Genomic DNA, 20,510 nt, shown 5'->3' on the forward strand with positions numbered 1-20,510 from the left:
GCGGCGCCGGCCCCCACGAGCAGGCTGCCCGCCACCTGGGGGAGGCCGAAGGCGGCGCCCGCGACCAGGGCGGCGCTCAGCGCGGCGGCGACCGGGATCGCCCCGGTGAAGAGGGTGGCCCGCTCCACCCCGATCCGCTGGACGCCCATGTAGAAGAGGACGAAGCCGACGACCGTGGCCAGGACCGCCTGCCAGACGAGCGCCCCCGCCTCCACGCCCGTCGGCATCCGGACGAAACCGGCGCCGTCCACGAGCAGTCCGAGGAGCGCCGCCTCGGCCGCGCCGACCGCGCAGACGGCGGCGGTGAGCAGCTTCGGGCCGAGGATCCGCAGCACCGGGACGGCGAGGACCGTGAAGCCCACCTCACCCGCGAGCGCCGCCAGCGACCAGCCGATCCCGGCCGCTTCGGTCCGCCCCCAGCCCTGCACGGTGAAGGCGCCGGCGGTGACGAGCAGCGCCCCGTACAGCACGGCGCGAGACGGCCCGCGGCCCGCGGCCAGCGGCACGAGGACGGCGACGACGACCGGCGCGCAGCCCACCAGGACCCCCGGGACGGCCGGTTCGGCGGTCCGCTCGGCGGCCAGTACGGCGAGGTTGAAGCCGACCATGCCGACGGCCGCGAGGACGGCGAGCCGCAGCCAGTGACGGGCGGTCAGGAGCCGGAGCGGGGCGGCCCCGCCCCGGCCGAGCAGCGGGAGCAGGAGGAGGCAGGCGGCTCCGTACCGGATCGCCTGGCCGCCCGCGTACGGGTAGGCGCCCAGCAGGCTGTTGGCGGTGAAGGAGGCGCCGACGAGGGCGTAGGCGAGGGTCACGGTCAGGACCCCGCGCAGGGAGTTCGCGTTCATGGCTCCGACGCTAGGAATCCGCGCGGCCCCGGTTAAGGTCCACTTCCATGACGCCATCGGGGACCACTTCGGGCGGGGCTGCGGGCCCCGCGGGACAGCCCGCCTGGGAGTTGCTGCTCCCGGCCGTCGGGGCACCGGCGCGGCGGCGGGGACGGGCGCTCCAGGAGGCGCTGCGCGAGGCGGTCCGCTCGGGGCGGCTCGCGGCCGGGACGCGGCTGCCGTCCACCCGCGAGCTCGCGGCCGACCTCGGCGTCTCGCGGGGCCTCGTCACCGAGGCGTACGAGCAGCTGACCGCGGAGGGGTACCTGCGCGGCGAACGGGGCGCGGGGACCTGGGTGCGCGGGGCGGCCAGGGGCGGTGGCGGGGCCGGGACGGGCGGAGCCGGGGCCGGTGGGACGAGTGGGGTGGTAGGTGCGGTCGGGGCAGGCGGGGACGTCGGTGCGACCGGGGGTGCCGGGGCGGGTCGGGCAGGCGGCGCGAGCGGGGTGGGCAGGGGCCTCGGAGCGGGCCGGGCGGGTGGGGGCTTCGGTACCGGTGGGGGTGTCGGTACCGGTGGGGGCGCCGGAGTGCCGGGGGTGCGGGTGGACTTCCGCCCGGGGACCCCGGACCTGTCGCTGTTCCCGAGGAGCGCGTGGGCGGCGGCGCAGCGTTCCGTCCTGGCGCGGCTTCCCCACCGGGCCCTCGGCTATCCGGACCCGCGCGGCCTGCCCGAGCTGCGCGGGGCGCTGGCCGGGCTGCTGGCCCGGCGCCGGGGCGTGGTGGCCGATCCGGAACGGCTCGTGGTCTGCTCGGGCGTGGCGCAGGCGTCGACGCTCCTGGGTTTCGTCCTGCGGGCGCGGGGGCTGCGCACGGTCGGCGTCGAGGACCCCGGCAGCCCGGAGCACGGCCGCCTCTTCGCCTCGACCGGCATGGAGACGGTGTGGCTGCCGCTGGACGGGGAGGGCCTGCGCCCGGGACCGCTCGCCGCCTCGGGCGTACGGGCCGTGGTGGTGACGCCCTCGCACCAGTTCCCGTCCGGCATCGCCTGGTCGGCGGAGCGGCGCGCCGCGCTCCTGGACTGGGCGCGGGCGGTCGACGGCCACGTCCTGGAGGACGACTACGACGGCGACTTCCGGTACGACCGGGCGCCGGTCGGCGCGCTCCAGGGGCTCGACCCGGAGCGGGTCGTCTACGCGGGGTCGGTCAGCAAGTCGCTGGCGCCGGGGCTGCGGCTCGGCTGGATGCTCGTCCCGGAGGAGCTGCTCGCCGAGGTCGTGGAACGGAAGCGGACGATGGACCTGGGCAATCCGGTGCTCGACCAGGCCGTCCTGGCGGAGTTCGTGACGCGAGGCGGGTACGACCGGCAGCTGCGCCGCTGCCAGCGCGCCTACCGAGAGCGGCGGGACGCGCTGCTCGCCGCCCTCACCGAGCACCTTCCCGGCACGGGGGTGAGCGGCATCGCGGCCGGGCTGCACGTCATCGCGCGCGTACCGGCGCGTTTCGGGCCGCCGGAGCGGTTCCTGGCGCGGGCGGCGGAGGCGGGGGTGGCGCTGCGGCCCTTGGAGGAGTACGGCACGGCACGGCCGGAGGACGGGGACGTACGGCTCGTCATCGGCTACGCGCACCTGTCGCCGTCGACGGTGGCGGAGGGGATCGGGCTGCTGGCGGGGGCGGTGGGCGGCCGGGTGTGAACCGATCTCCCGGGGGGCCGGCCGGGTGATCTGTTCACGCGGGGTTCGCGCGGGCGCCGTTCCCGGCCGTTAGGCATGGGGCGGCGCACCGCCCACGACCGGAATCGACCACCTCCCGGAGGCCCCTCCATGTCCCACCCCGTGCCCGGCTCCTCCCCCGTGCCCGGCTCCTTTCCCGTCCCGGCATCCGCGCCCGCCCGGCGCGGCGTCCTGCGCGGCTCGCTGGCCGCCTCGGCCGCGCTCGCCCTCGGCGGCGCCGGCCTCGCCGCCCCCGCGTTCGCGCTCTCGGGCCGGCCCCGGGCCGCGTGGGGCGTGCAGACGGGCGACGTCACGGTCTCCTCGGGACTGGTGTGGGTGCGCTCCGACCGCCCCGCGCGCATGATCGTCGAGACCTCCGCCACCGAGTCCTTCCGGCGGGCGCGCCGCCACCGCGGACCGCTGCTCGGGGCGGGCACGGACTTCACCGGCACGACGGCCCTGCGCGGCCTGCCGGCCGGCGAACAGATCCACTACCGGGTCACCCTGGCGGACCCGGACGACCCGCGCCGTACGGGCGAGCCGGTCACCGGCACGTTCCGCACCGCCCCGGACCGGCGCCGCGACGGCGTCCGCTTCCTGTGGTCCGGGGACGTCGCCGGGCAGGGCTGGGGCATCAACCCGGACGTCGGCGGGTTCCGGGCGTACGACGAGATGCGCCGGCTCGACCCGGACTTCTTCCTGTGCAGCGGCGACGCGATCTACGCGGACGGGGTGATCGAGCCGAGCGTCACCCTGCCGGACGGGCGGATCTGGCGGAACGTCACCACGCCGGAGAAGTCGAAGGTCGCCGAGACCCTGGACGAGTACCGGGGCAACTTCCGGTACAACCTCCTCGACCACAACGTCCGGGCGTTCAACGCGCGCGTGCCGTCGATCGTGCAGTGGGACGACCACGAGGTCCGGAACAACTGGTACCCGGGACAGATCCTGGACGACCCCCGGTACACGGAGAAGGACGTGGACGTCCTCGCCGCCCGCGCGGCGCGCGCCTTCGGCGAGTACACGCCGGTCTCCACCCTCCACCTGCCGGGCGGACACGGCGGACCCGGCGGGCGCGGGCGGCGGGTGCACCGGGTGGTGCGGTACGGGCCGCTGCTCGACGTGTTCGTGCTCGACATGCGCTCGTACCGGAACCCCAACTCGCCCAACCGGCAGGCCGACGACACCACCGGCATCCTGGGCGCGGGGCAACTGGCCTGGCTGAAGCGGGAGCTGGCCGCGTCGACGGCCGTGTGGAAGGTGCTCGCGGCGGACATGCCGATCGGCCTGGTGGTGCCGGACGGGGCGGCGGACTTCGAGGCGATCGCGCAGGGCGATCCGGGCGCGCCGCTGGGCCGGGAGCTCCAGATCGCGGAGCTGCTGCGGTTCGTCAAGCACCGGCGGATCACCGGCACGCTGTGGCTGACGGCGGACGTGCACCACACCTCGGCGCAGCACTACGCGCCGGAGCGGGCGGCCTTCAAGGACTTCGCGCCCTTCTGGGAGTTCGTGTCCGGGCCGCTGGCGGCGGGCGGGTTCCCGGCGAACGCGCTCGACGGGACCTTCGGCCCCGAGCGGGTCTTCGTACGGGCGCCGGAGCGGGCGAACCTGTCGCCGATGGAGAGCCCGCAGTACTTCGGCGAGGTCGACGTCGACGGCCACAGCGGCGACCTGACCGTGCGGCTGCGGGCGGAGGGCGGGAAGGTCCTGTTCAGCAAGGTGCTGCGGCCGGGGCGCGTCGGACAGTAGCAACAGGGGCGTCGGACGGCACCGGCCCGAGCACGGCCCCCGGTGCGGAACCCGCTGGTCAGGGGCGTTGTCAGTGGCGAGCCCTACGGTTTTTTCCATGACGCGATCCGTACAGGCACTCGCCTACGCACGCCCGTCCGCGCTGGAGTCCACGGGCTCCGGCCGGCTGCTCGGTCTGGAGACGGCGGGGGGTCTCACGCCCCGCGGGGCCGAGGCCCATCCCCGCTTCTTCTCCGGTTTCCTGGCCTCGCCGCAGGTCGCCGCCCGCGGCCTGCTCGCGGTCGCCGACGTGGCCGCGGCCCGCTACCACCAGCGGATACGGCCGGGTTCGCTGGATCCGGTGGTGACGGGGAACGGGGACCGGCTGCGGTTCGAGTCCTTCTCCGGCTGCGGCGGGGTGTACGCGCGCCTGGACGTGCTCGACGAGGGGCTCGGCGGCGCGGGGACGGGACACGGCACCACCAACGTCGACGTCAACGACCCGCTGCGCGAGGCGCTGTCGCGGATGACGGGGGACGATCCGCTGCACCTGCGGGTCGGCCCGGACGAGATGGCGGTGAGCACGCTCGCGGGCTCGGTCGTGGAGAAGAAGGTGCCGCTGCCGGACCGCTGGCTTCGGGGGTTCGCCGAGGCCCAGGTCGCCTCGGCGCGGTTCGACCTGCGGGCGGAGCTGACGGGGGCGGAGGCCGTGCGGTTCCTGCGGTCCCTGCCGCGCACGCAGACCCGGGGGCGCGGTCCGCTGTGGATCGCGCAGTCGGGCCGGACCCTGCGACCGACGACCCGGCCGGGCGCGGGCGCGGTGTGCCTGCCGGGGCCGGACCGGCTGATCGCCCTGGAGCGGGTGCTGCGGTACGCGACGGGGCTGCGGGTGTACGGGCCGGTGCCGGACGGCACGGCGGCGGCGAGCGCCTGGGAGGTGACCCTGCCGGGGATGCGGCTGACGCTGACGCTGTCGCCCGACCCGGCGCGGGGCTTCTCCGGCGAGGGCGGGGTCCTGGAGGCGCTCGCGACGGAGGAGGCGGAGCAGGACGCCGAGCTGGTCGCGGTGCTGCTCGCCTGGGAGCCGCGCATCGACCCGGCCGACCTCGCGGCGCAGGCGGGTCTGACGGCCGACCGGGTGCGGGCGGCGCTGATCCGCCTCGGGACGGCGGGCCGGGTGGGGTACGACGTGGCGGACGCGGCCTACTTCCACCGGGAGCTGCCGTACGACGCGGACCGCGCCGAGCGCCACAACCCGCGTCTGGTGAGCGCGCGCCGCCTGGTCGCGGAGGGTGCCGTGGAGCTCGACGGGGAGTCGGCGGCGGTGGCCTCGGGCGACCGGCGCTACCGGGTGCGGGAGTCGGACGGGGTCCTGAGCTGCACCTGCCAGTGGTGGGCGGACTACCGGGGGCGCCGGGGGCCGTGCAAGCACGCGCTCGCGGTGCGGATGGTCCGGCGGGGCGTGGTGGTCGCGACCCGGGCCGCGGCGGGGGTCGCGCCGTGACGGGCCCCGTGACCGGGATCGGGGAACGGGCGGCCGGAGCGGTGGCCGGGATCAGGGCACGGGTCGAAGGGGCGGTGCGGAAGACAATGGGGGCAGGCGTGGGAATCGGTACGGAGAGCGGTGCGGCGGTGTCGGTGGAGGACGGAGCGCGGGGTGCGGCCCCGGACGGCGCGGCGGTCGAGGCGCTGCTCGACGCGGTGCGCGCCGGGCGGGCCCACCAGGTGCCGAAGCTCCTGGAGCCGCTGGACGCCGACGCGCGCAAGAAGGCCCTCGGGAAGCTGAAGGCGCTGCGCGCCGAGGTCCGCTCCTGGGACTGGAAGCGAGGACAGGAGGCGGCCCGGATCCGGCGCGGCCTGTACGTGGCGGGGGCCGGGTGCCACACGGGCGCGGCGGCGGCCGCGACCTGGCTGGCCGGCAGCGACATGCTGGGCTGGGACCTCAAGGACGCGACCCCGGTCCTGGCGGTGCTCGCCGACCGGGACCCGGCCTGGCTGGCGGACGTGGCGGGACGGCTCGCCAAGCGGCGGAACGTCGCAGAGACCGTCTACGAACTGATCCACGGGCTCGTGGTGCGCTCCGGCTGTCCGGTCCCGGCGACCGACGGTTACGTCCTGGGCTGGACGCGGAAGGTCACCGACAAGCGGCTCTTGGAGCGGCTGCGCGCGGACCCGCAGACCCCGGTCCTGGTGGCGCACGCGCTGTCGATGGGCGAGACCCCGGGCCCACTGGTCTGGTCGGTCGGTCCCGAGGCGCCGACGCACTGGCCCACGGCGCTTGCGACGCTCGTCGCGGAAGGGGTGCTCGACCGGGCCGGGGTGCTGGACCTGTGCGTCTCCCGGCTGCTGCGCGGCGGGCGGGTGCGGGACCTGCGGTTCCCGCTGGAGGTGCTGCGGCTCCTCGCACCGACCGGGGAGGAGCTGCGGGAGCGGGTCCCGGACTGGGTCGGGATGGCGGCCGACGCGCCGTCGCAGGTCGCCGGGTACGCGCAGGAGGTCCTGGCGGGGCTCGCCGCGGAGGGGGCGCTGCCGGTCGGAGCGCTGGCCGAGATGACGGGCGCGGTGCTCTTCCGCACCGAGAAGAAGCTGGTGCGGGCCCAGCTGACCCTGGTCGGCAGGGTGCTCGCGCGGGAGCGGGGCGCGGCCGGCGAGCTGCTGCCCGCCGTCACGGAGGCCTTCGGGCACGAGGACACCGGTGTCCAGGAGCGGGCGCTCAAGCTGGTGGGCACGTACCTGTCCGCCGTGGACGCGGAGGTGCGGGCGGAGCTGGCCGAGGCGGCCGGGCTGCTCGGCCCGGCGCACCGGCGGGCGGCCGTGGAGCTGTTCGGGGACGCGCTGGGAGAGGCCGACCCCGGGCCGTACGAGGAGATCCTGCCGCCGGTGCCGGGGCCGGAGCCGGTGGCGCCCCCGGCGGCCACGGTCGCGGTGCTGGTGGAGGAGCTGGTGGCGAAGGGGCTCATGGAGGACCCCGTGGCGTTCGAGCGGGCGCTCGACGGTCTGGTGCGGCACGCGCACCGGGACCGGGCGGCGGTGGCGGAGGCGGTGCGGGAGGCGTTCCCGAGGGCGTCGTGGGACGCGCCCCACCACTTCACGCACTACACCCACGGCATCCACGTGGTCCTCGCGGCGCTGCTCGGTCTGGTGAGGCGGTCGGTGATCGACGTCCGCCGGGCGGAGGCGCCCGAGCGGGACACCTGCATCCACGAGGGCCTGTCGGGGATCCTGGAGGCGCGCCTGTGGGAGGCCGCCGCCCTGGTGGGCACGGACGAGCTGCCGTTCCTGCTCGCCACGCCGACCCTGCACACCGGCGCGATCGACCCGCCGGCCCTCGTGGAGCGGCTGCGGGCCTACCGGGACGCGGGCGTGGAGCCCGCCCCGGTGGACTTCGCCCAGGCGCTGCTCCGGGTCCTGCGGGGCGACCCGGCGGCGGGGCGGGCGGCCGGGGAGGCGGCTGCGCTCGGCACTCCGGCCGGTCTGCGGCTCGCCGCCTGGCTGCGGGACGAGGACGCGCTGGGTGCGACCGTGCGGCTGTTCCCCCGGGGCGTCCAGCAGTCTTCAGGGAAGTGGTGGCTGGTCGACCGGATCACGGTCGACTTCGGCGAGCGCGCCGTGGTGCGGGAGGAGTTCCCGGCCGCCTTCCACTGGCTGGGCGGGGCCGTGCGGGCGACCCCGCGCCGCTGCTACCACTGGATCGACCACCGGGTGCAGTGGGCCCCGGTGCTCCCGGCCGACCGCGAGGTCCTGGCGGCCTGCCTGCTCCCGGCCATGGCGCACTCCGTCGACGGGGACCAGCGCGGGACGACCGAGCCGCTGACCGCGCTGGCCGAGGCCGGGGGGCCGGTCGGCCGCGCGGTGCACCTGGCGCTGGCGTTCGGTCTCGGCGGCGTCGACTCCGACGACCGGCTGCGCGCGGTGGACGCGCTGCTCGTCCTGGCGTCGCGGGGCGAGCTGAACGCCCGGGCGCTCGGGGCGGAGCTGGCGTGGCTGGTGGCGGAGGGGTCCCTCAAGCCGAACCGGCTGACGGACGCGGTCCGTACGGCCGCCGCCACCGGGGCGTACGGGACGGTCTGGGCGGTCCTGGAGGCGACGCTGCCGGAGCTGCTCGGCGCGGAGAAGCCGGTGCGGGGGCTGGGCGAGCTGCTCGCGGTCGCGGCCGACTGCGTGGAGCGGTGCGGGGCGCGGGGCGGGCTCGCCGGGCTGGAGGCCGTGGCCTCGGTGCGGGGTTCCTCGCAGCTGGTGGTCCAGGCCAAGCGGCTGCTGAGCGCACTCCGTCAAGGGGCCGATCAGCCTCTGGCAGAAACGGCCTGAATCGGTCGTTAAGCCGCCAGATGGGCGCTTAACCCGTCAGTCACAAAGCGTTCGTGATCACGCAACACCACTGGGTCACAGTGAAGCCATGACCGATGTGACGTCTTCGAAGAGTGCCCGCCATCCGCACCACTGGCGGCACGACCTGATCGAGCTGGCCGCGCTGTTCACCGCCGTGGTGGTGGCCGACACGATCGCCAAGACCATCGCCAAGGGCCCGGAGGGCCCCTACCTGCTGGTGTTCTCGGCGATCGCGCTGATCGCCACCGCCGCCTTCCACACCTGGTGGGCGCGGAGGCGCAGTCATGCCAGCCACGCCCCGCCCGCCGGTGATACCGGCGGGCGGCCGGCCGCCGTCCCCGCCGCGCGGCCGGAGCCCGCGGCGGCGAAGGGACCGGCGGCAGAGGGCGGGACCGGCGCGGACGACGTGTCCGGCCGGGCCGTCGGGACCTCGCTGTGGCGGATGCGCACCACCGTCGCGGACACCCCGGGCAGCCTCGCCGCCCTGTGCACGGTCCTCGCCCGCCTGGACGTGGACATCCTCACCCTCCAGACCCACCCGCTGGCGGACGGCACGGTGGACGAGTTCCTGCTGCGCGCGCCCGCCGACCTCTCCGCCCGCACCCTGGCCCACGAGGTCGCGGCGGCCGGCGGCCGGGACACCTGGACCGAGCGGGCCGACGCCCACGACCTGGTGGACACGCCCACCCGGGTCCTCGGACTCGCCACCCGTACCGCGCTCGACGCGGCCGAACTGCCGCTCGCGCTGCGCCAGCTCCTCGGCCGCTGCACCCTCCACTCCGTACCGGCCGTCTCGCTCACCGGGCGCCCCACCGGCGAACAGGCCCCGGTCGAGGGGGTCCTGGAGGAGACCGTGATGCGGCTGCGCGACCCGCACGGCGGCACGCTCGTCGTCGAGCGCCCTTACCTCCCCTTCACCCCGACCGAGTTCGCCCGGGCGCGCGCCCTGGTCGAGCTGGACGCCCGGCTCGGCCCGCGCCTCCCGCGCGGCCGGGACGTGCTGACCCTGCCCGAGGGCAACGAGATCACCGTCCGCCGCGCCGACCAGCGCGACCTGGCCGCCGCGCGGGCCATGCACGACCGCTGCTCGGCCCGCACCCTGGGCCTGCGCTACCACGGCCCGGTGGGCGACGCCGACCGCTACCTCGACCACCTGCTCAGCCCCCGCTTCGGGCGCACCCTCGCCGTGCAGACCGCCTCCGGCCGCCTCGTCGCCCTGGGCCACCTGCTGTGGGACGGGGACGAGACGGAGGTCGCGCTGGTGGTCGAGGACGACTGGCAGCGGCGCGGCATCGGGTCCGAACTCCTCGGCAGGCTCGTGGCGATGGCCGAGGAGGCCGGCTGCGACAGCGTGTACGCCGTGACCCAGTCGTCCAACACGGGGATGGTGGCCGCGATGCGGGCGCTCAACCTGCCCCTCGACTACCAGATCGAGGAGGGCACCCTGGTGATCACCGCCCGGCTGGCCTCGGCACACCGACCGGCCGCCCGGACGCAGCGGCACGAGGGGTCCCGGCCGGCGGAGCGCTGAGCGCCTGCGTCAGGTCCCGCCAGAGGTCCTCGACGTCCTCCAGGCCGACCGACATCCGCAGCAGGCGGTCGCTGACGCCCGCCGAACGCCGGTCGCCCTCGGCCACGATCCGGTGGCTGATGGAGGCCGGGTGCTGGATGAGGGTGTCGACGCTGCCGAGACTGACCGCCGGGGTGATGAGCCGTACCCCGGCGATCACGTCGTGCGGCTCCCCGTACACCTCGAAGGCGATCATCGCGCCGCCGATCCGCGGGTAGTGGACGCGGGCGATCCGGGGGTCGGTGGCGAGCCGCCGGACGAGCTCGGCGGCCGTCGTGGACGCCGCCCTGACCCGTACCGGCAGGGTGGCCAGGCCGCGGAGCAGCAGGTATCCGGCCAGCGGGTGGAGCACCCCGCCGGTGGCGAAGCGGACCTGGCGGAGGGTGCGGGCGAACTCCTCGTCGCAGGCGACGACCCCGCCCATGACGTCGCCGTGGCCGCCGAGGTACTTGGTCGCGCTGTGCAGCACGATCCGGGCGCCCTGTTCCACCGGCCGCTGGAGGACGGGGGTGGCGAAGGTGTTGTCGACCAGGAGTGGCACGGAGCCGCAGGAGTGGGCGAGGGCCCGGATGTCGGCCTCGGCGAGGGTGGGGTTGGCGGGCGACTCGACCATGACCAGGCCAGTGTCGGGCCGGATCGCCTCCGCGACGCCGGCCGGGTCGGTCCAGGTCACCTCGGTGCCGAGCAGACCGGCGTCCAGGAGGTGGTCGCTGCAGCCGTACAGCGGGCGGACCGCCACGACGTGGCGCAGGCCCCTGCTCGCCCGGGCGAGCAGGACGGCGGTCAGGGCCGCCATGCCGCTGGCGAAGGCGACGGCCGCCTCGGTGCCCTCCAGGCGGGCGAGGGCCTCCTCGAAGCGGGCGACGGTCGGGTTGTCGAGCCGGGCGTAGACGGGCGGGCCGTCGAGCCGGGCACCGGTGGTGGCGAACTCGTCGATCCGGGCGGCCTCGGCCCGGGCGTCGTACGAGGGGTAGGTGGTGGACAGGTCGATCGGCGGGGCGTGCAGCCCGAGGCCGGCGAGGTCCTCGCGGCCCGCGTGCACGGCTTCGGTGGCGAGGGCCCTCGGGGTGGCCGAGGGTCCGAGATCCATGGCGTCCATGGCGGCACTGTGAACGGATACCGGCAAGTAGCGGAAAATCTCCGTGCTACGTTCGGCCGATGACCGATTCCGTCGTACTGGACGCGGTCGATCTGCACATTCTTCGCCTCCTGCAGAACGACGCCCGGACCACCTACCGCGAGCTCGCCGCCGAGGTCGGCGTCGCTCCCTCCACCTGTCTGGACCGAGTGGCCCGGCTGCGGCGCACGGGTGTGGTCCTCGGACACCGGCTACGTCTGGATCCGGCCAAACTCGGCCGTGGCCTCGAAGCGCTCCTCCTCGTCCAGGTCCGTCCGCACCGAAGGGAACTGATCGGTCCATTCGTCGACCGCATCCGGGCCCTGCCGGAGTCCCGGGCCCTGTTCCACCTCACCGGCCCCGACGACTACCTGGTGCACGTGGCCGTGGCGGACCCCGCCGACCTGCAACGACTCGTCCTGGACGAGTTCACCTCCTGCCGCGAGGTGGCCCGGGTGGAGACCCGGTTGATCTTCCAGCAGTGGGAGTGCGGCCCGCTCCTGCCGCCCTCCGCGAGCCCCTCCTTGTCAGCCGACTGAAGCCCGACGAGGATGACGCGGGCCCGCGGAAGAGGCCAGGATGACCCCCATGCCAGAGATCTCCAGCAGCCCGCTGCCCCGCCAGGTCGCCGACGACCACGTCGACGCACTCGTCGCCCTCGACCCGATCACCGGTACGTACCTGGGAGTCAGGGAGAGCGCCGGACTGCTGCCCGACTTCTCGCCCGCCGGCCAGCGGGCCGTGGCCGACCTCGCCCGCCGCACGCTCGCCCGGCTCGACGCGGCCGAGCGGGTGCCGGGGGCCGACAGCGACGCCGAGCGGCGGTGCGCCCGGCTGTTGCGGGAGCGCCTGACGGCGGAACTGGCCGTGCACGAGGCCGAGGAGGGCCTCTGCGCCGTCAGCAACCTGCGCTCGCCCGCGCACAGCGTCCGCATCGTCTTCACCGTGATGCCGACGGAGACCGAGGAGGACTGGACGGCGGTGGCGTCCCGGCTGCGCGCGGTGCCGGCCGCCCTGGAGGGCTACCGCTCCTCGCTCGCCCTCGGCCTGGAGCGCAAGCTGTTCGGAGGCCCCCGCGCCGCCGCCACCTTCGTCGGGCAGCTCACCGAGTGGGCGGGCGGGGGCGAACGGCCCGGCTGGTTCGAGGTGTTCGCCGCCGCCGGGCCCGACACGCTCCCCGCCGGGCTCCGCGCCGAACTGGCGGCGGCGGGCGAGGAGGCCACCGCGGCCGTCGGGGCGCTGCGGGACTGGATGCGGGACGTGTACGCCCCGGCCGTCGCCGGCGCCCCGGACACGGTGGGCCGGGAGCGCTACCGGCGCTGGTCCCGCTTCTTCAACGGCACCGACCTGGACCTCGACCAGGCCTACGCGTACGGCTGGTCCGAGTACCACCGGCTCCTCGGCGAGATGCGGACCGAGGCCGAACGGATCCTGCCCGGCGCGAGCCCCTGGCAGGCGCTCGCCCACCTGGACGAGCACGGCACCCACATCGAGGGCGTCGACGAGGTCCGCGTCTGGCTCCAGCGGCTCATGGACGAGGCCGTCGAGGCGCTCGACGGCACCCACTTCGAACTCGCCGAGCGGGTACGGCGGGTGGAGTCCCGGATCGCCCCGCCGGGCGGCGCCGCCGCGCCGTACTACACCGGCCCGTCCGAGGACTTCTCGCGCCCCGGCCGCACCTGGCTGCCCGTGGACGGCACGACCCGCTTCCCGGTGTACGACCTGGTCTCGACCTGGTACCACGAGGGCGTGCCGGGCCACCACCTGCAGAGCGCGCAGTGGGTGCACGTCGCCGACCGGCTCTCCCGCTACCAGGCGACCATCGGCAAGGTCAGCGCCAACATGGAGGGCTGGGCGCTGTACGCGGAGCGCCTGATGGACGAGCTGGGCTTCCTGCCCGACGCCGAGCGGCGCCTGGGGTACCTCGACGCCCAGATGATGCGCGCGTGCCGGGTCGTCGTGGACATCGGCATGCACCTGGGCCTGGAGATCCCGGCGGACTCGCCCTTCCGGCCGGGCGAGCGGTGGACCCCGGAGCTGGCCCAGGAGTTCTTCCAGCGGCACAGCAGCCGTCCGCCGGCCTTCGTGGAGAGCGAGATGACCCGCTATCTGTCGGTGCCGGGACAGGCGATCGGCTACAAGCTGGGCGAGCGCGCCTGGCTGCTCGGCCGCGCCAACGCCCGGGCGGCGCACGGCGAGGCGTTCGACGCCAAGGCCTGGCACATGGCGGCCCTCTCGCTGGGCCCCCTCGGCCTGGACGACCTGGTGGACGAGATCTCCCGGCTCTGAGGATCCGGCAGCGGGGCGGTCCCCGGCCACGAGGCCGTGACGGGGTGATCCCCGCCTCCGGGCCTCGGCGGGGGCGTTTCCCCGGCCGTCCGTCCGATCGGCCGGGGACCTCCCTTGATCGACGGGGGATCCGCCTGCTATTCCTCCCCCATGACCACCGCCTACACGCCGGACGCCACGGACTGGCGCATCCTCGAAGCCCTCCAGTCCGAGGGCCGTGCCAGCTTCGCCGAACTCGCGCGGGCCGTGTCGATGTCGCCGTCCGCGGTGACCGACCGGGTACGGCGCCTGGAGGAGGCCGGGGTGATCACCGGGTACACGGCCCTCGTGGACCGGGAACGGCTCGGGTTCGCCGTCCTCGCCTTCGTACGGCTGCGCTACCCGCACGGCAACTACAAGCCGTTCCACGACCTGCTCGACACCACCCCGGAGGTCCTGGAGGCGCACCACGTCACCGGCGACGACTGCTTCGTCCTGAAGGTCGCGGCGCGCTCCATGCGGGACTTGGAGGCGGTCACCGGGAAGATCGCCGGGCTCGGTCCGGTGACGACCAGCGTCGTCTACTCCTCGCCGCTGCCCCGGCGCCCCGTCAGCCGCTGAGCGCGTCCTCACCGGTGCGCAGCCGCACCGCCGAGCCGTGCCGCTCCTTGACGACCTCCAGCTGGGCCGGGATCCGGCGGCGCAGGTCGCCGACGTGGCTGACGATGCCGACGCTGCGGTCCCGCTCGCGCAGCGAGTCGAGGACGTCGAGGACCTCGTCGAGGGTCTGCTCGTCGAGGCTGCCGAAGCCCTCGTCGATGAAGAGGGTGTCGAGCCGGACGCCGCCCGCCTCGTCCGTGACCACGTCGGCGAGGCCGAGGGCGAGGGCGAGGGAGGCGAAGAAGGTCTCGCCGCCGGAGAGGGTGGCGGTGTCGCGCTCGCTGCCGGTCCAGGCGTCCACGACGTGCAGCCCGAGGCCGGCCCGCTTGGCGCCGGAGCGGGCGTCGGAGTGGACGAGGGTGTAGCGGCCCGAGGACATGCGCAGGAGGCGGGCGGTCGCGGCGGCCGCGACCTGTTCGAGCCGGGCGGCCAGGACGTACGACTCCAGGCGCATCCGGCGCTCGTTCTCGGCGGAGGTGCCGGCGGTGAGGGCGGCGAGGCGGGCCACCCGCTCGTGCTCCTCGCGGAGCGGCCCCAGGCGGTGGACCTCGGCGGCGGCCCGCCGGGAGAGCTCGGTGAGGTCCGCGACCCGTTCGCGGGCGGCGGCGAGGGCGGAGTCGGCCGCGCGCAGGGCGCGTTCGGCCGCCGCGTGGACGGCCTCGGCTGCGGCGAGGTCGGCGGGCGGGAGCGCGGCGGCGGCCGCGGTGCCCGGTTCCGCGAGCCGGTCCGCGACGACGGCCTCCTCGGCCTGCCAGGCGTCCAGGCGCTCCTCGACGCCGCGCCGCTCCCCCTCGCCCAGGAGCGCCCCGGCGGCCTCGTCGGGGGTGGCGAAGCCCTCCTGGTAGGCGGCGTCGGCGAGCCGGGCGTCGGCCTCCTTGAGGCGCAGGTCGGCGAGTTCGGCGGCGCGCACGGTGTCGGCGGCCTCGGCCAGGAGGTCGATCCGCCGCTCCAGGCGGGCGGCGTGTTCGGCCACAGTGGCGAACGCGCCGCGGCCCCGGGCCAGTTCCTCGTCCAGCGCCGCCCGCTCCCGGTCGAGGGCCTCGCGCCGCGAGGTCCGGGCGGCGACCCGTCGCTCGGCCGCCCGCTGCGCCGCCACCCGCTCCCCGTGCTCGTGCTCGGCCCGCGCGAGCGCCTGGCGCGCGGTGTGCGCCTGTCCGGCGAGCGCGTGGGCCTCGGCGTGGAGCCGGGTCAACTCCTCCACCTCGCGGGCGATTTCCTCGACTGCGGGGTCGGCGGCGGAGTCGGCGACGGAGTCGATGGTGTGACCGATGGTGTGGTCGACGGCCTGGTCAGTGGCTCGGTCGGCGGTGGCCGGGGCGCCGTCCGGGGCGGGCCGGGCCTCCGCGCGGGCCGCCGCCCAGGACCCGCGGGTGACGGCCAGTTCGCGTTCGGCGGCCGTACGGGTCTCCTCCGCGGCGGTGTAGGCCTCGTAGGCGGCCTCCTCGGTGGCGCGGTCGACGTGGCCGGCGGTGGTGCGGGCGGGGGCCGGGTGGTCGGTGGAGCCGCAGACCTGGCAGGGGGCGCCCGCCTCCAGGCCGGCCGCGAGTTCGGCGGCGATGCCCTCCAGGCGCCGGGACTTGACGTCGAGCCAGGTCTCGTGGGCGTCGTTCCGCCGCTCGCGGGCCTCCGTCAGACGGGCCTCGGCCGCCTCGGCGCCCCGGGCGAGGGCGTCGCGGCGGCGGGCCGCGTCGAGCCGGCGGCGGGCGGGTTCCAGCCGTCCGGCGAGGTGTTCGGCGCGGGCGACGGCGTCCCGGGCGGCCTCGGCGTGTCCGGCGAGCCGGGCGCGGCGCGGCTCCCAGCCGGCGAGCCAGTCGGCCGCGTCCCGCAGGGCCTCCTCGTCGGCGCGCGCCTCCCGTGCCAGTACGGCCCGTTCCTCGGCGACGGCGGCGGCGCGGTGCTCGGCGCGGCGGGCCGGTTCGAGTCCGCCGAGCTCCCCGCGCAGCCGGTTCTCCAGGGCGGCGAGCTGCTCGGCCCCGGCGTCGGCGAGGTCGGCCGGCAGCCGGGCGCGGGAGCGGGCGAGGGCGGTGCGCGCGGCGGCCTGCTCGCGCTCGGCGTCCCGGCGCAGGGCCAGGGCGGGGGCGACCCGGTCGGCCCGGACGCTCCCGTCGAGGACGGCCCGGAGCCGGTCGCGCTCGGGGGCCCGCTCGGTGATCCGCTCGCGGCGCAGGAGGGCGTCGGCGTGGCGGGCCTGGCGGGCGGCGAGGTCGCGCTCGGCGTCGAGCGCGGCGCGGGCGTCGTCCCGGCGGCGCTCGGCGGCGGCGAGCCGCAGGCCCGCGACGTCCAGGGCCTCCCGCGCCTCGGTGCGGGCGACGGCGGCCCAGGCGAGGACGGCGGCGGCGAGCCCGGGTTCTCCGGCGGCCCCCTCGACCGGGGTGCGGGCGGCGTCGAGTCCGCCGGCAGCCTGGGCCATGCGGTGGGCGAGGGCGAGCAGCCGCTCGTCCCCCTCCCGTACCCGCTGTTCGGCCACGCGCCGCAGGTCGGCCAGGCGTTCCTCGACGGCGACGAAGCGGCGGGTGTCGAAGAGGCGGCCGAGGAGCCTGCCCCGGGCTTCGGCATCGGCGCGCAGGAAGCGGGCGAAGTCGCCCTGCGGGAGGAGGACGACCTGGCAGAACTGCTCGCGGCTCATGCCGAGGAGCTGGGTGATCTCCTCGCCGGTCTCCTGGTGGGAGCGGCTGAGGCCGTTCCAGGCGCCGGTGGCCGGGTCGTACTCGCGCAGCCAGGTCTGGGCCTTCTCGGTGGTGAAGCCGGTGCCGCGCCGCTTGGGCCGCTGCTGGGCCGGGCGGCGGGTGATCTCCAACCGCCGGTCGCCCACGGTCAGTTCGAGGAGGACCTCGGTGTACGTGCCGACGGGGGCGTGGTCGCTGCGCAGGGTGGTGCCGGGGGTCTGGCGGACGCCGGGCACGCTTCCGTAGAGGGCGAAGCAGACGGCGTCGAGGACGGAGGTCTTGCCCGCGCCGGTCGGCCCGTGGAGCAGGAAGAGACCGGCGGAGGACAGGGCGTCGAAGTCGACGGTCTGCGTGGCGCCGAAGGGGCCGAACGCGGTGATCTCCAGGCGGTGCAGCCTCACCGGCCCACCTCGCGCTCGGCCGTGTCGACCCGTACGTCGTCGAAGGCGCCGTACAGGACGGCCCGTTCCGCTCCGTCGAGCACCGCGCCGCCGCGCACATGGGCCACGAAGTCCTCCGCGATCTGCTGGTCGCTGCGGTCCCGGAGCCGCCGGGCGTAGGAGGCGCCGGTGTCGCTCCCGGTCCGTTCGGGGTCGAAGACGAGGTTGAGGGTGTGCGGGAAGCGTTCGGCGAGCCGGTTCATGGGGTCGGCAGGCCGTACGGGGTCGGTGAGGGTGGCCTCGACCCAGGAGCCCTCGTGGCGGGCGTGCGCGGGGTCGGCGAGGAGGTCGTCGAGCCGGCCCCGGAGCCGGGCGAGGGGGCGCGGGACGGGGCAGTCGAGGCGTTCGGCGTCGAGGTCCGCGCCCTCGGGGCCCGCGGGGCCGAGGTCGACGAGCCACATGGTCTTGCGGTGGTCGGCCTCGGAGAACGAGTACGCGAGGGGGGAACCGGAGTAGCGGACGCGGGGGGTGAGGGTCTGGCTGCCGTGGAGGTGGCCGAGGGCGACGTAGTCGACGCCGTCGAAGATCCCGGCGGGGACGGCGGAGACGCCGCCGACGGTGATGTCCCGCTCGCTGTCGCTGGGGGCGCCGCCGGCGACGAAGGCGTGGGCGACGACGACGGAGCGGGTGGCGGCGGGCCGGGTCGCGAGGTCGGCGCGGACCCGGTCCATGGCGGCGGTGAGCACGGCCTCGTGGCCGGCCTTCCCGGCGCCGAGGCGCTCGCGGACGAGGGCGGGTTCGAGGTAGGGCAGGCCGTAGAGGGCGACGTCGCCGTGGGCGTCGGTGAGGACGACGGGGGTGCCGATGCCGCCCGGGTCGGTGCGGAGGTGGATGCCGGCCCGTTCGATGAGTCCGGCGCCGACGCCGAGGCGGCGGGCCGAGTCGTGGTTGCCGGAGATCATGAGGGTGGGGACGCCGGCCTCGGCGAGGCGGTGCAGGGCGGTGTCGAAGAGTTCGACGGCGGACAGCGGGGGCACGGCCCGGTCGTAGACGTCGCCGGCGACGAGGACGGCGTCGACGCGGTGCTCGTGGACGGTGGCCACGAGGTGGTCGAGGAACGCGGCCTGGGCGCCGAGGAGTCCGACGCGGTGGAAGGACCGGCCGAGGTGCCAGTCCGAGGTGTGCAGGAGCCTCACGGTGCCGTCCCACCCCGCATGTGTGCCGTCCCTCCCCCACCGGTGCCCGCACCGGTCTTCGTTCGTGTGCGCCCACCACGCTATCCCGAGCAGGGTGCGGGGGTGGCCGTCCGGGTGACGGAGCACCGGGGTCCGGCGTCACACGTCGCCGTACGCCTCGCCGCCGAGCTCGAACGTCGCCGTGCCCGCCGTGGCGTCGGCGAGCCAGGCGCGGAAGGCGTCGACGTCGGCGTCCGGAAGGCCGATCCCGATCGTGACGGCGTCGGCGTACCGCACGTCCCGGACGGCGCGGCCGGTCGCCCGCAGGTCGTTCTCCAGTTTGCCCGCCCGCTGGTGGTCGACGGTGACGGTGGCGAGCCGGAAGCGCTGCCGGGTCACGGTGCCGAGCGCGTCGAGGGCCTCGCCGACCACGCCTCCGTACGCGCGGATCAGACCGCCCGCGCCGAGCTTCACGCCGCCGTAGTAGCGGGTGACGACGGCGGCGACGTACCGCGTCTCGCGGCGCAGCAGCATCTGGAGCATGGGGACGCCGGCCGTGCCGCCCGGTTCGCCGTCGTCGCTCGCCTTCTGCACGGAGGCGTCGGCGCCGATGACGTACGCGAAGCAGTTGTGGGTCGCCGTGGGGTGTTCGCGGCGGATCCTCGCCACGAACTCCTGCGCCTCCCGCTCGTCGGCGACGGGCGCGATGGCGCAGAGGAAGCGCGAGCGGTTGATCTCGGTCTCGTGCACGCCCTCGCGGGCCGGGGTGCGGTACTGCTCCTGCATCCGACCAGCCTACGTTCCGCCGGCCCGGTGCTCCCCGGCGGCCGGTGGGGGGCCTCGGGAATCAAGGGCCGGCGCGGCTCGTTCCCCCGGGAGACGGACCGCGCCGAGGAGAGGCAGCAGAGACGATGAGCGCCGACAGCACGACCACCACCGGTACCGCCGGGTACTCCGCCTCGGAGGCGGTACGACGGATCCTGACGTCCACGGGCGACACCTGGGCGGTGGTGGGCCTCTCGAACAACCGGGCGCGGGCCGCCTACGGGGTCGCGGCCGTCCTCCAGCGCTTCGGGAAGCGGGTCGTCCCGGTCCACCCGAAGGCGGAGACGGTCCACGGCGAGCGGGGCTACGCGTCCCTGGCGGACGTCCCCTTCCCGGTGGACGTCGTGGACGTCTTCGTCAACAGCGACCTGGCGGGCGGGGTCGCGGACGAGGCCGTGGCGATCGGCGCCAAGGCGGTCTGGTTCCAGCTGGACGTGATCGACGAGGCCGCCTTCGCCCGCGTCCGCGAGGCGGGCCTGGACATGGTGATGGACCGCTGCCCGGCGATCGAGATCCCGCGCCTGGGCTGAGCGGGGTCAGGCGGCGGGGACGCCGAGGCCCTCCAGGACGACCGCGCCGGGGAGTCGGCCGAGGGCCTTGCCGGGGAGGACGAGCTTGCCGCGGCGGCGGCCGCTGCCGACGAGGACCCAGGGCGTGTCGACCACGGCGGCGTCCACGAGGAGCGGCCAGTCGGCGGGGAGGCCGACGGGGGTGATGCCGCCGTACTCCATGCCGCTCTCGCCGGTGGCCGTGTCCGCCGGGGCGAACGAGGCCTTGCGGGCGCCGAGGTGACGGCGCACCACCCCGTTGACGTCGACGCGGGTGGCGGAGCCGACGACGCAGGCGGCGAGGGTCGTGTCGCCGCCCCGCCCGGCCGCCACGACCACGCAGTTCGCGGAGGCGTCGAGGAGGTCGGCGCCGTGGTGCTCCACGAAGACGGCGGTGTCGGCGATGGCCGGGTCGGTGTCGACGTAGAGCACCTGGTCGGCCGGGACGGGGCCCGTCCGGGCGCGGACGGCGGCGGCGACGGGGCCGGTCAGGAGGTCGAGGCAGTCCGGGGCGGGCCGGGCGTCGGTGAAGTCTCCGATGGGTGCGCGCATGTGCGTCACGCTGACAACCGGTGCCGGGGCGGGCGGGGCCGTCTCGGAGTACGGGCGGGGGTGCGTACGCGTGTACGGGCAGGGGCGCGCAATGCGGGGGTGCGGGCGGAGGCACGTAGGTGTGTACGCGGGCGGAGGCACGTCCAGGCGTACGCGGGC

14 protein-coding genes and 1 pseudogene are annotated in these 20,510 nt (G+C 76.1%); 9 read left to right on the forward strand and 6 right to left on the reverse strand.

The features are described from left to right. Positions 1-56: 56 nt before the first annotated feature. Positions 57-902, reverse strand: a pseudogene (locus tag OO47_RS26720) (EamA family transporter); the annotation flags it as partial. On the opposite strand from OO47_RS26720, the gene OO47_RS26725 reads away from it, so the two are divergent. The 5 genes from OO47_RS26725 to OO47_RS26745 all read left to right on the forward strand — a co-directional run bounded on the left by OO47_RS26725 (position 893) and on the right by OO47_RS26745 (position 10,121). After that, the gene (locus tag OO47_RS26725; RefSeq protein ID WP_033210412.1) at positions 893-2,515 is read left to right on the forward strand and encodes an aminotransferase-like domain-containing protein; all 1,623 of its coding nucleotides are present in this window, start codon (positions 893-895) and stop codon (positions 2,513-2,515) included. The pseudogene OO47_RS26720 and the gene OO47_RS26725 overlap by 10 nt on opposite strands. 129 nt (positions 2,516-2,644) lie before the next feature. Next, on the forward strand, positions 2,645-4,282 hold the full coding sequence (locus OO47_RS26730; protein ID WP_199812345.1) for an alkaline phosphatase D family protein: 1,638 nt from the start codon (positions 2,645-2,647) through the stop codon (positions 4,280-4,282). 97 nt (positions 4,283-4,379) lie between these two features. Continuing rightward, positions 4,380-5,765, forward strand: coding sequence for an SWIM zinc finger family protein (locus OO47_RS26735; protein ID WP_030214365.1), 1,386 nt, complete (start codon positions 4,380-4,382; stop codon positions 5,763-5,765). A 98-nt stretch (positions 5,766-5,863) separates the two neighbouring features. Then, positions 5,864-8,569: a DUF7824 domain-containing protein gene (locus OO47_RS26740; protein ID WP_234323303.1), complete on the forward strand. Its 2,706-nt coding sequence runs from the start codon at positions 5,864-5,866 to the stop codon at positions 8,567-8,569. Between the two features lie 88 nt (positions 8,570-8,657). Then, a complete protein-coding gene (locus tag OO47_RS26745) occupies positions 8,658-10,121 on the forward strand; it encodes a GNAT family N-acetyltransferase (RefSeq protein WP_030214371.1) in 1,464 nt (487 codons plus the stop codon). Here the strand turns inward: OO47_RS26745 and OO47_RS26750 are convergent. After that, positions 10,042-11,259, reverse strand: a complete 1,218-nt coding sequence (locus OO47_RS26750) for a trans-sulfuration enzyme family protein (RefSeq protein ID WP_033210417.1) — start codon at positions 11,257-11,259, stop codon at positions 10,042-10,044. The two genes, OO47_RS26745 and OO47_RS26750, sit on opposite strands and share 80 nt — an antisense overlap. A gap of 59 nt (positions 11,260-11,318) precedes the next feature. Between OO47_RS26750 and OO47_RS26755 the strand changes: the two genes are divergently transcribed. The 3 genes from OO47_RS26755 (at position 11,319) to OO47_RS26765 (ending at position 14,166) form a co-directional block, all read left to right on the forward strand. Beyond that, positions 11,319-11,816, forward strand: coding sequence for an Lrp/AsnC family transcriptional regulator (locus OO47_RS26755; RefSeq protein WP_030214377.1), 498 nt, complete (start codon positions 11,319-11,321; stop codon positions 11,814-11,816). Positions 11,817-11,865: 49 nt separating this feature from the next. After that, complete coding sequence (locus OO47_RS26760; RefSeq protein WP_030214379.1) at positions 11,866-13,566, forward strand: DUF885 domain-containing protein; 1,701 nt, start codon at positions 11,866-11,868, stop codon at positions 13,564-13,566. A gap of 150 nt (positions 13,567-13,716) precedes the next feature. After that, entirely contained in the window at positions 13,717-14,166 is a 450-nt protein-coding gene (locus OO47_RS26765) for an Lrp/AsnC family transcriptional regulator (RefSeq protein WP_030214381.1), read from the forward strand. On the opposite strand, the gene OO47_RS26770 is transcribed toward OO47_RS26765, so the two are convergent. The 3 genes from OO47_RS26770 to OO47_RS26780 form a co-directional block, all read right to left on the reverse strand. After that, on the reverse strand, positions 14,156-17,272 hold the full coding sequence (locus OO47_RS26770; protein ID WP_030214383.1) for an AAA family ATPase: 3,117 nt from the start codon (positions 17,270-17,272) through the stop codon (positions 14,156-14,158). The genes OO47_RS26765 and OO47_RS26770 overlap by 11 nt on opposite strands. Next, the gene (locus tag OO47_RS26775; RefSeq protein ID WP_030214385.1) at positions 17,269-18,447 is read right to left on the reverse strand and encodes an exonuclease SbcCD subunit D; all 1,179 of its coding nucleotides are present in this window, start codon (positions 18,445-18,447) and stop codon (positions 17,269-17,271) included. The genes OO47_RS26770 and OO47_RS26775 overlap by 4 nt, the downstream gene beginning before the upstream one ends. Before the next feature lie 138 nt (positions 18,448-18,585). Further along, complete coding sequence (locus OO47_RS26780; protein ID WP_030214388.1) at positions 18,586-19,212, reverse strand: YigZ family protein; 627 nt, start codon at positions 19,210-19,212, stop codon at positions 18,586-18,588. Between the two features lie 125 nt (positions 19,213-19,337). Here OO47_RS26780 and OO47_RS26785 point away from each other — a divergent pair, with 125 nt between their 5' ends. After that, positions 19,338-19,781 carry a CoA-binding protein gene (locus tag OO47_RS26785; RefSeq protein ID WP_051716038.1) on the forward strand — a complete coding sequence of 148 codons (444 nt, stop codon included), beginning with the start codon at positions 19,338-19,340 and terminating at the stop codon, positions 19,779-19,781. 6 nt (positions 19,782-19,787) lie between these two features. On the opposite strand, the gene OO47_RS26790 is transcribed toward OO47_RS26785, so the two are convergent. Continuing rightward, positions 19,788-20,351: a YbaK/EbsC family protein gene (locus OO47_RS26790; protein ID WP_030214394.1), complete on the reverse strand. Its 564-nt coding sequence runs from the start codon at positions 20,349-20,351 to the stop codon at positions 19,788-19,790. Positions 20,352-20,510 lie beyond the last annotated feature (159 nt).

Source organism: Streptomyces bikiniensis (assembly GCF_000716625.1).
GTDB lineage: Bacteria > Actinomycetota > Actinomycetes > Streptomycetales > Streptomycetaceae > Streptomyces > Streptomyces bikiniensis.

Excerpts from the sequence above, each read along its gene's own strand:
- OO47_RS26735 (WP_030214365.1), top strand. The coding sequence starts at position 4,380 with ATGACGCGATCCGTACAGGCACTCGCCTACGCACGCCCGTCCGCGCTG.
- OO47_RS26790 (WP_030214394.1), bottom strand. The coding sequence starts at position 20,351 with ATGCGCGCACCCATCGGAGACTTCACCGACGCCCGGCCCGCCCCGGAC.
- OO47_RS26755 (WP_030214377.1), top strand. The coding sequence starts at position 11,319 with ATGACCGATTCCGTCGTACTGGACGCGGTCGATCTGCACATTCTTCGC.
- OO47_RS26750 (WP_033210417.1), bottom strand. The coding sequence starts at position 11,259 with ATGGACGCCATGGATCTCGGACCCTCGGCCACCCCGAGGGCCCTCGCC.
- OO47_RS26730 (WP_199812345.1), top strand. The coding sequence starts at position 2,645 with ATGTCCCACCCCGTGCCCGGCTCCTCCCCCGTGCCCGGCTCCTTTCCC.
- OO47_RS26725 (WP_033210412.1), top strand. The coding sequence starts at position 893 with ATGACGCCATCGGGGACCACTTCGGGCGGGGCTGCGGGCCCCGCGGGA.
- OO47_RS26780 (WP_030214388.1), bottom strand. The coding sequence starts at position 19,212 with ATGCAGGAGCAGTACCGCACCCCGGCCCGCGAGGGCGTGCACGAGACC.
- OO47_RS26785 (WP_051716038.1), top strand. The coding sequence starts at position 19,338 with ATGAGCGCCGACAGCACGACCACCACCGGTACCGCCGGGTACTCCGCC.
- OO47_RS26765 (WP_030214381.1), top strand. The coding sequence starts at position 13,717 with ATGACCACCGCCTACACGCCGGACGCCACGGACTGGCGCATCCTCGAA.
- OO47_RS26760 (WP_030214379.1), top strand. The coding sequence starts at position 11,866 with ATGCCAGAGATCTCCAGCAGCCCGCTGCCCCGCCAGGTCGCCGACGAC.
- OO47_RS26745 (WP_030214371.1), top strand. The coding sequence starts at position 8,658 with ATGACCGATGTGACGTCTTCGAAGAGTGCCCGCCATCCGCACCACTGG.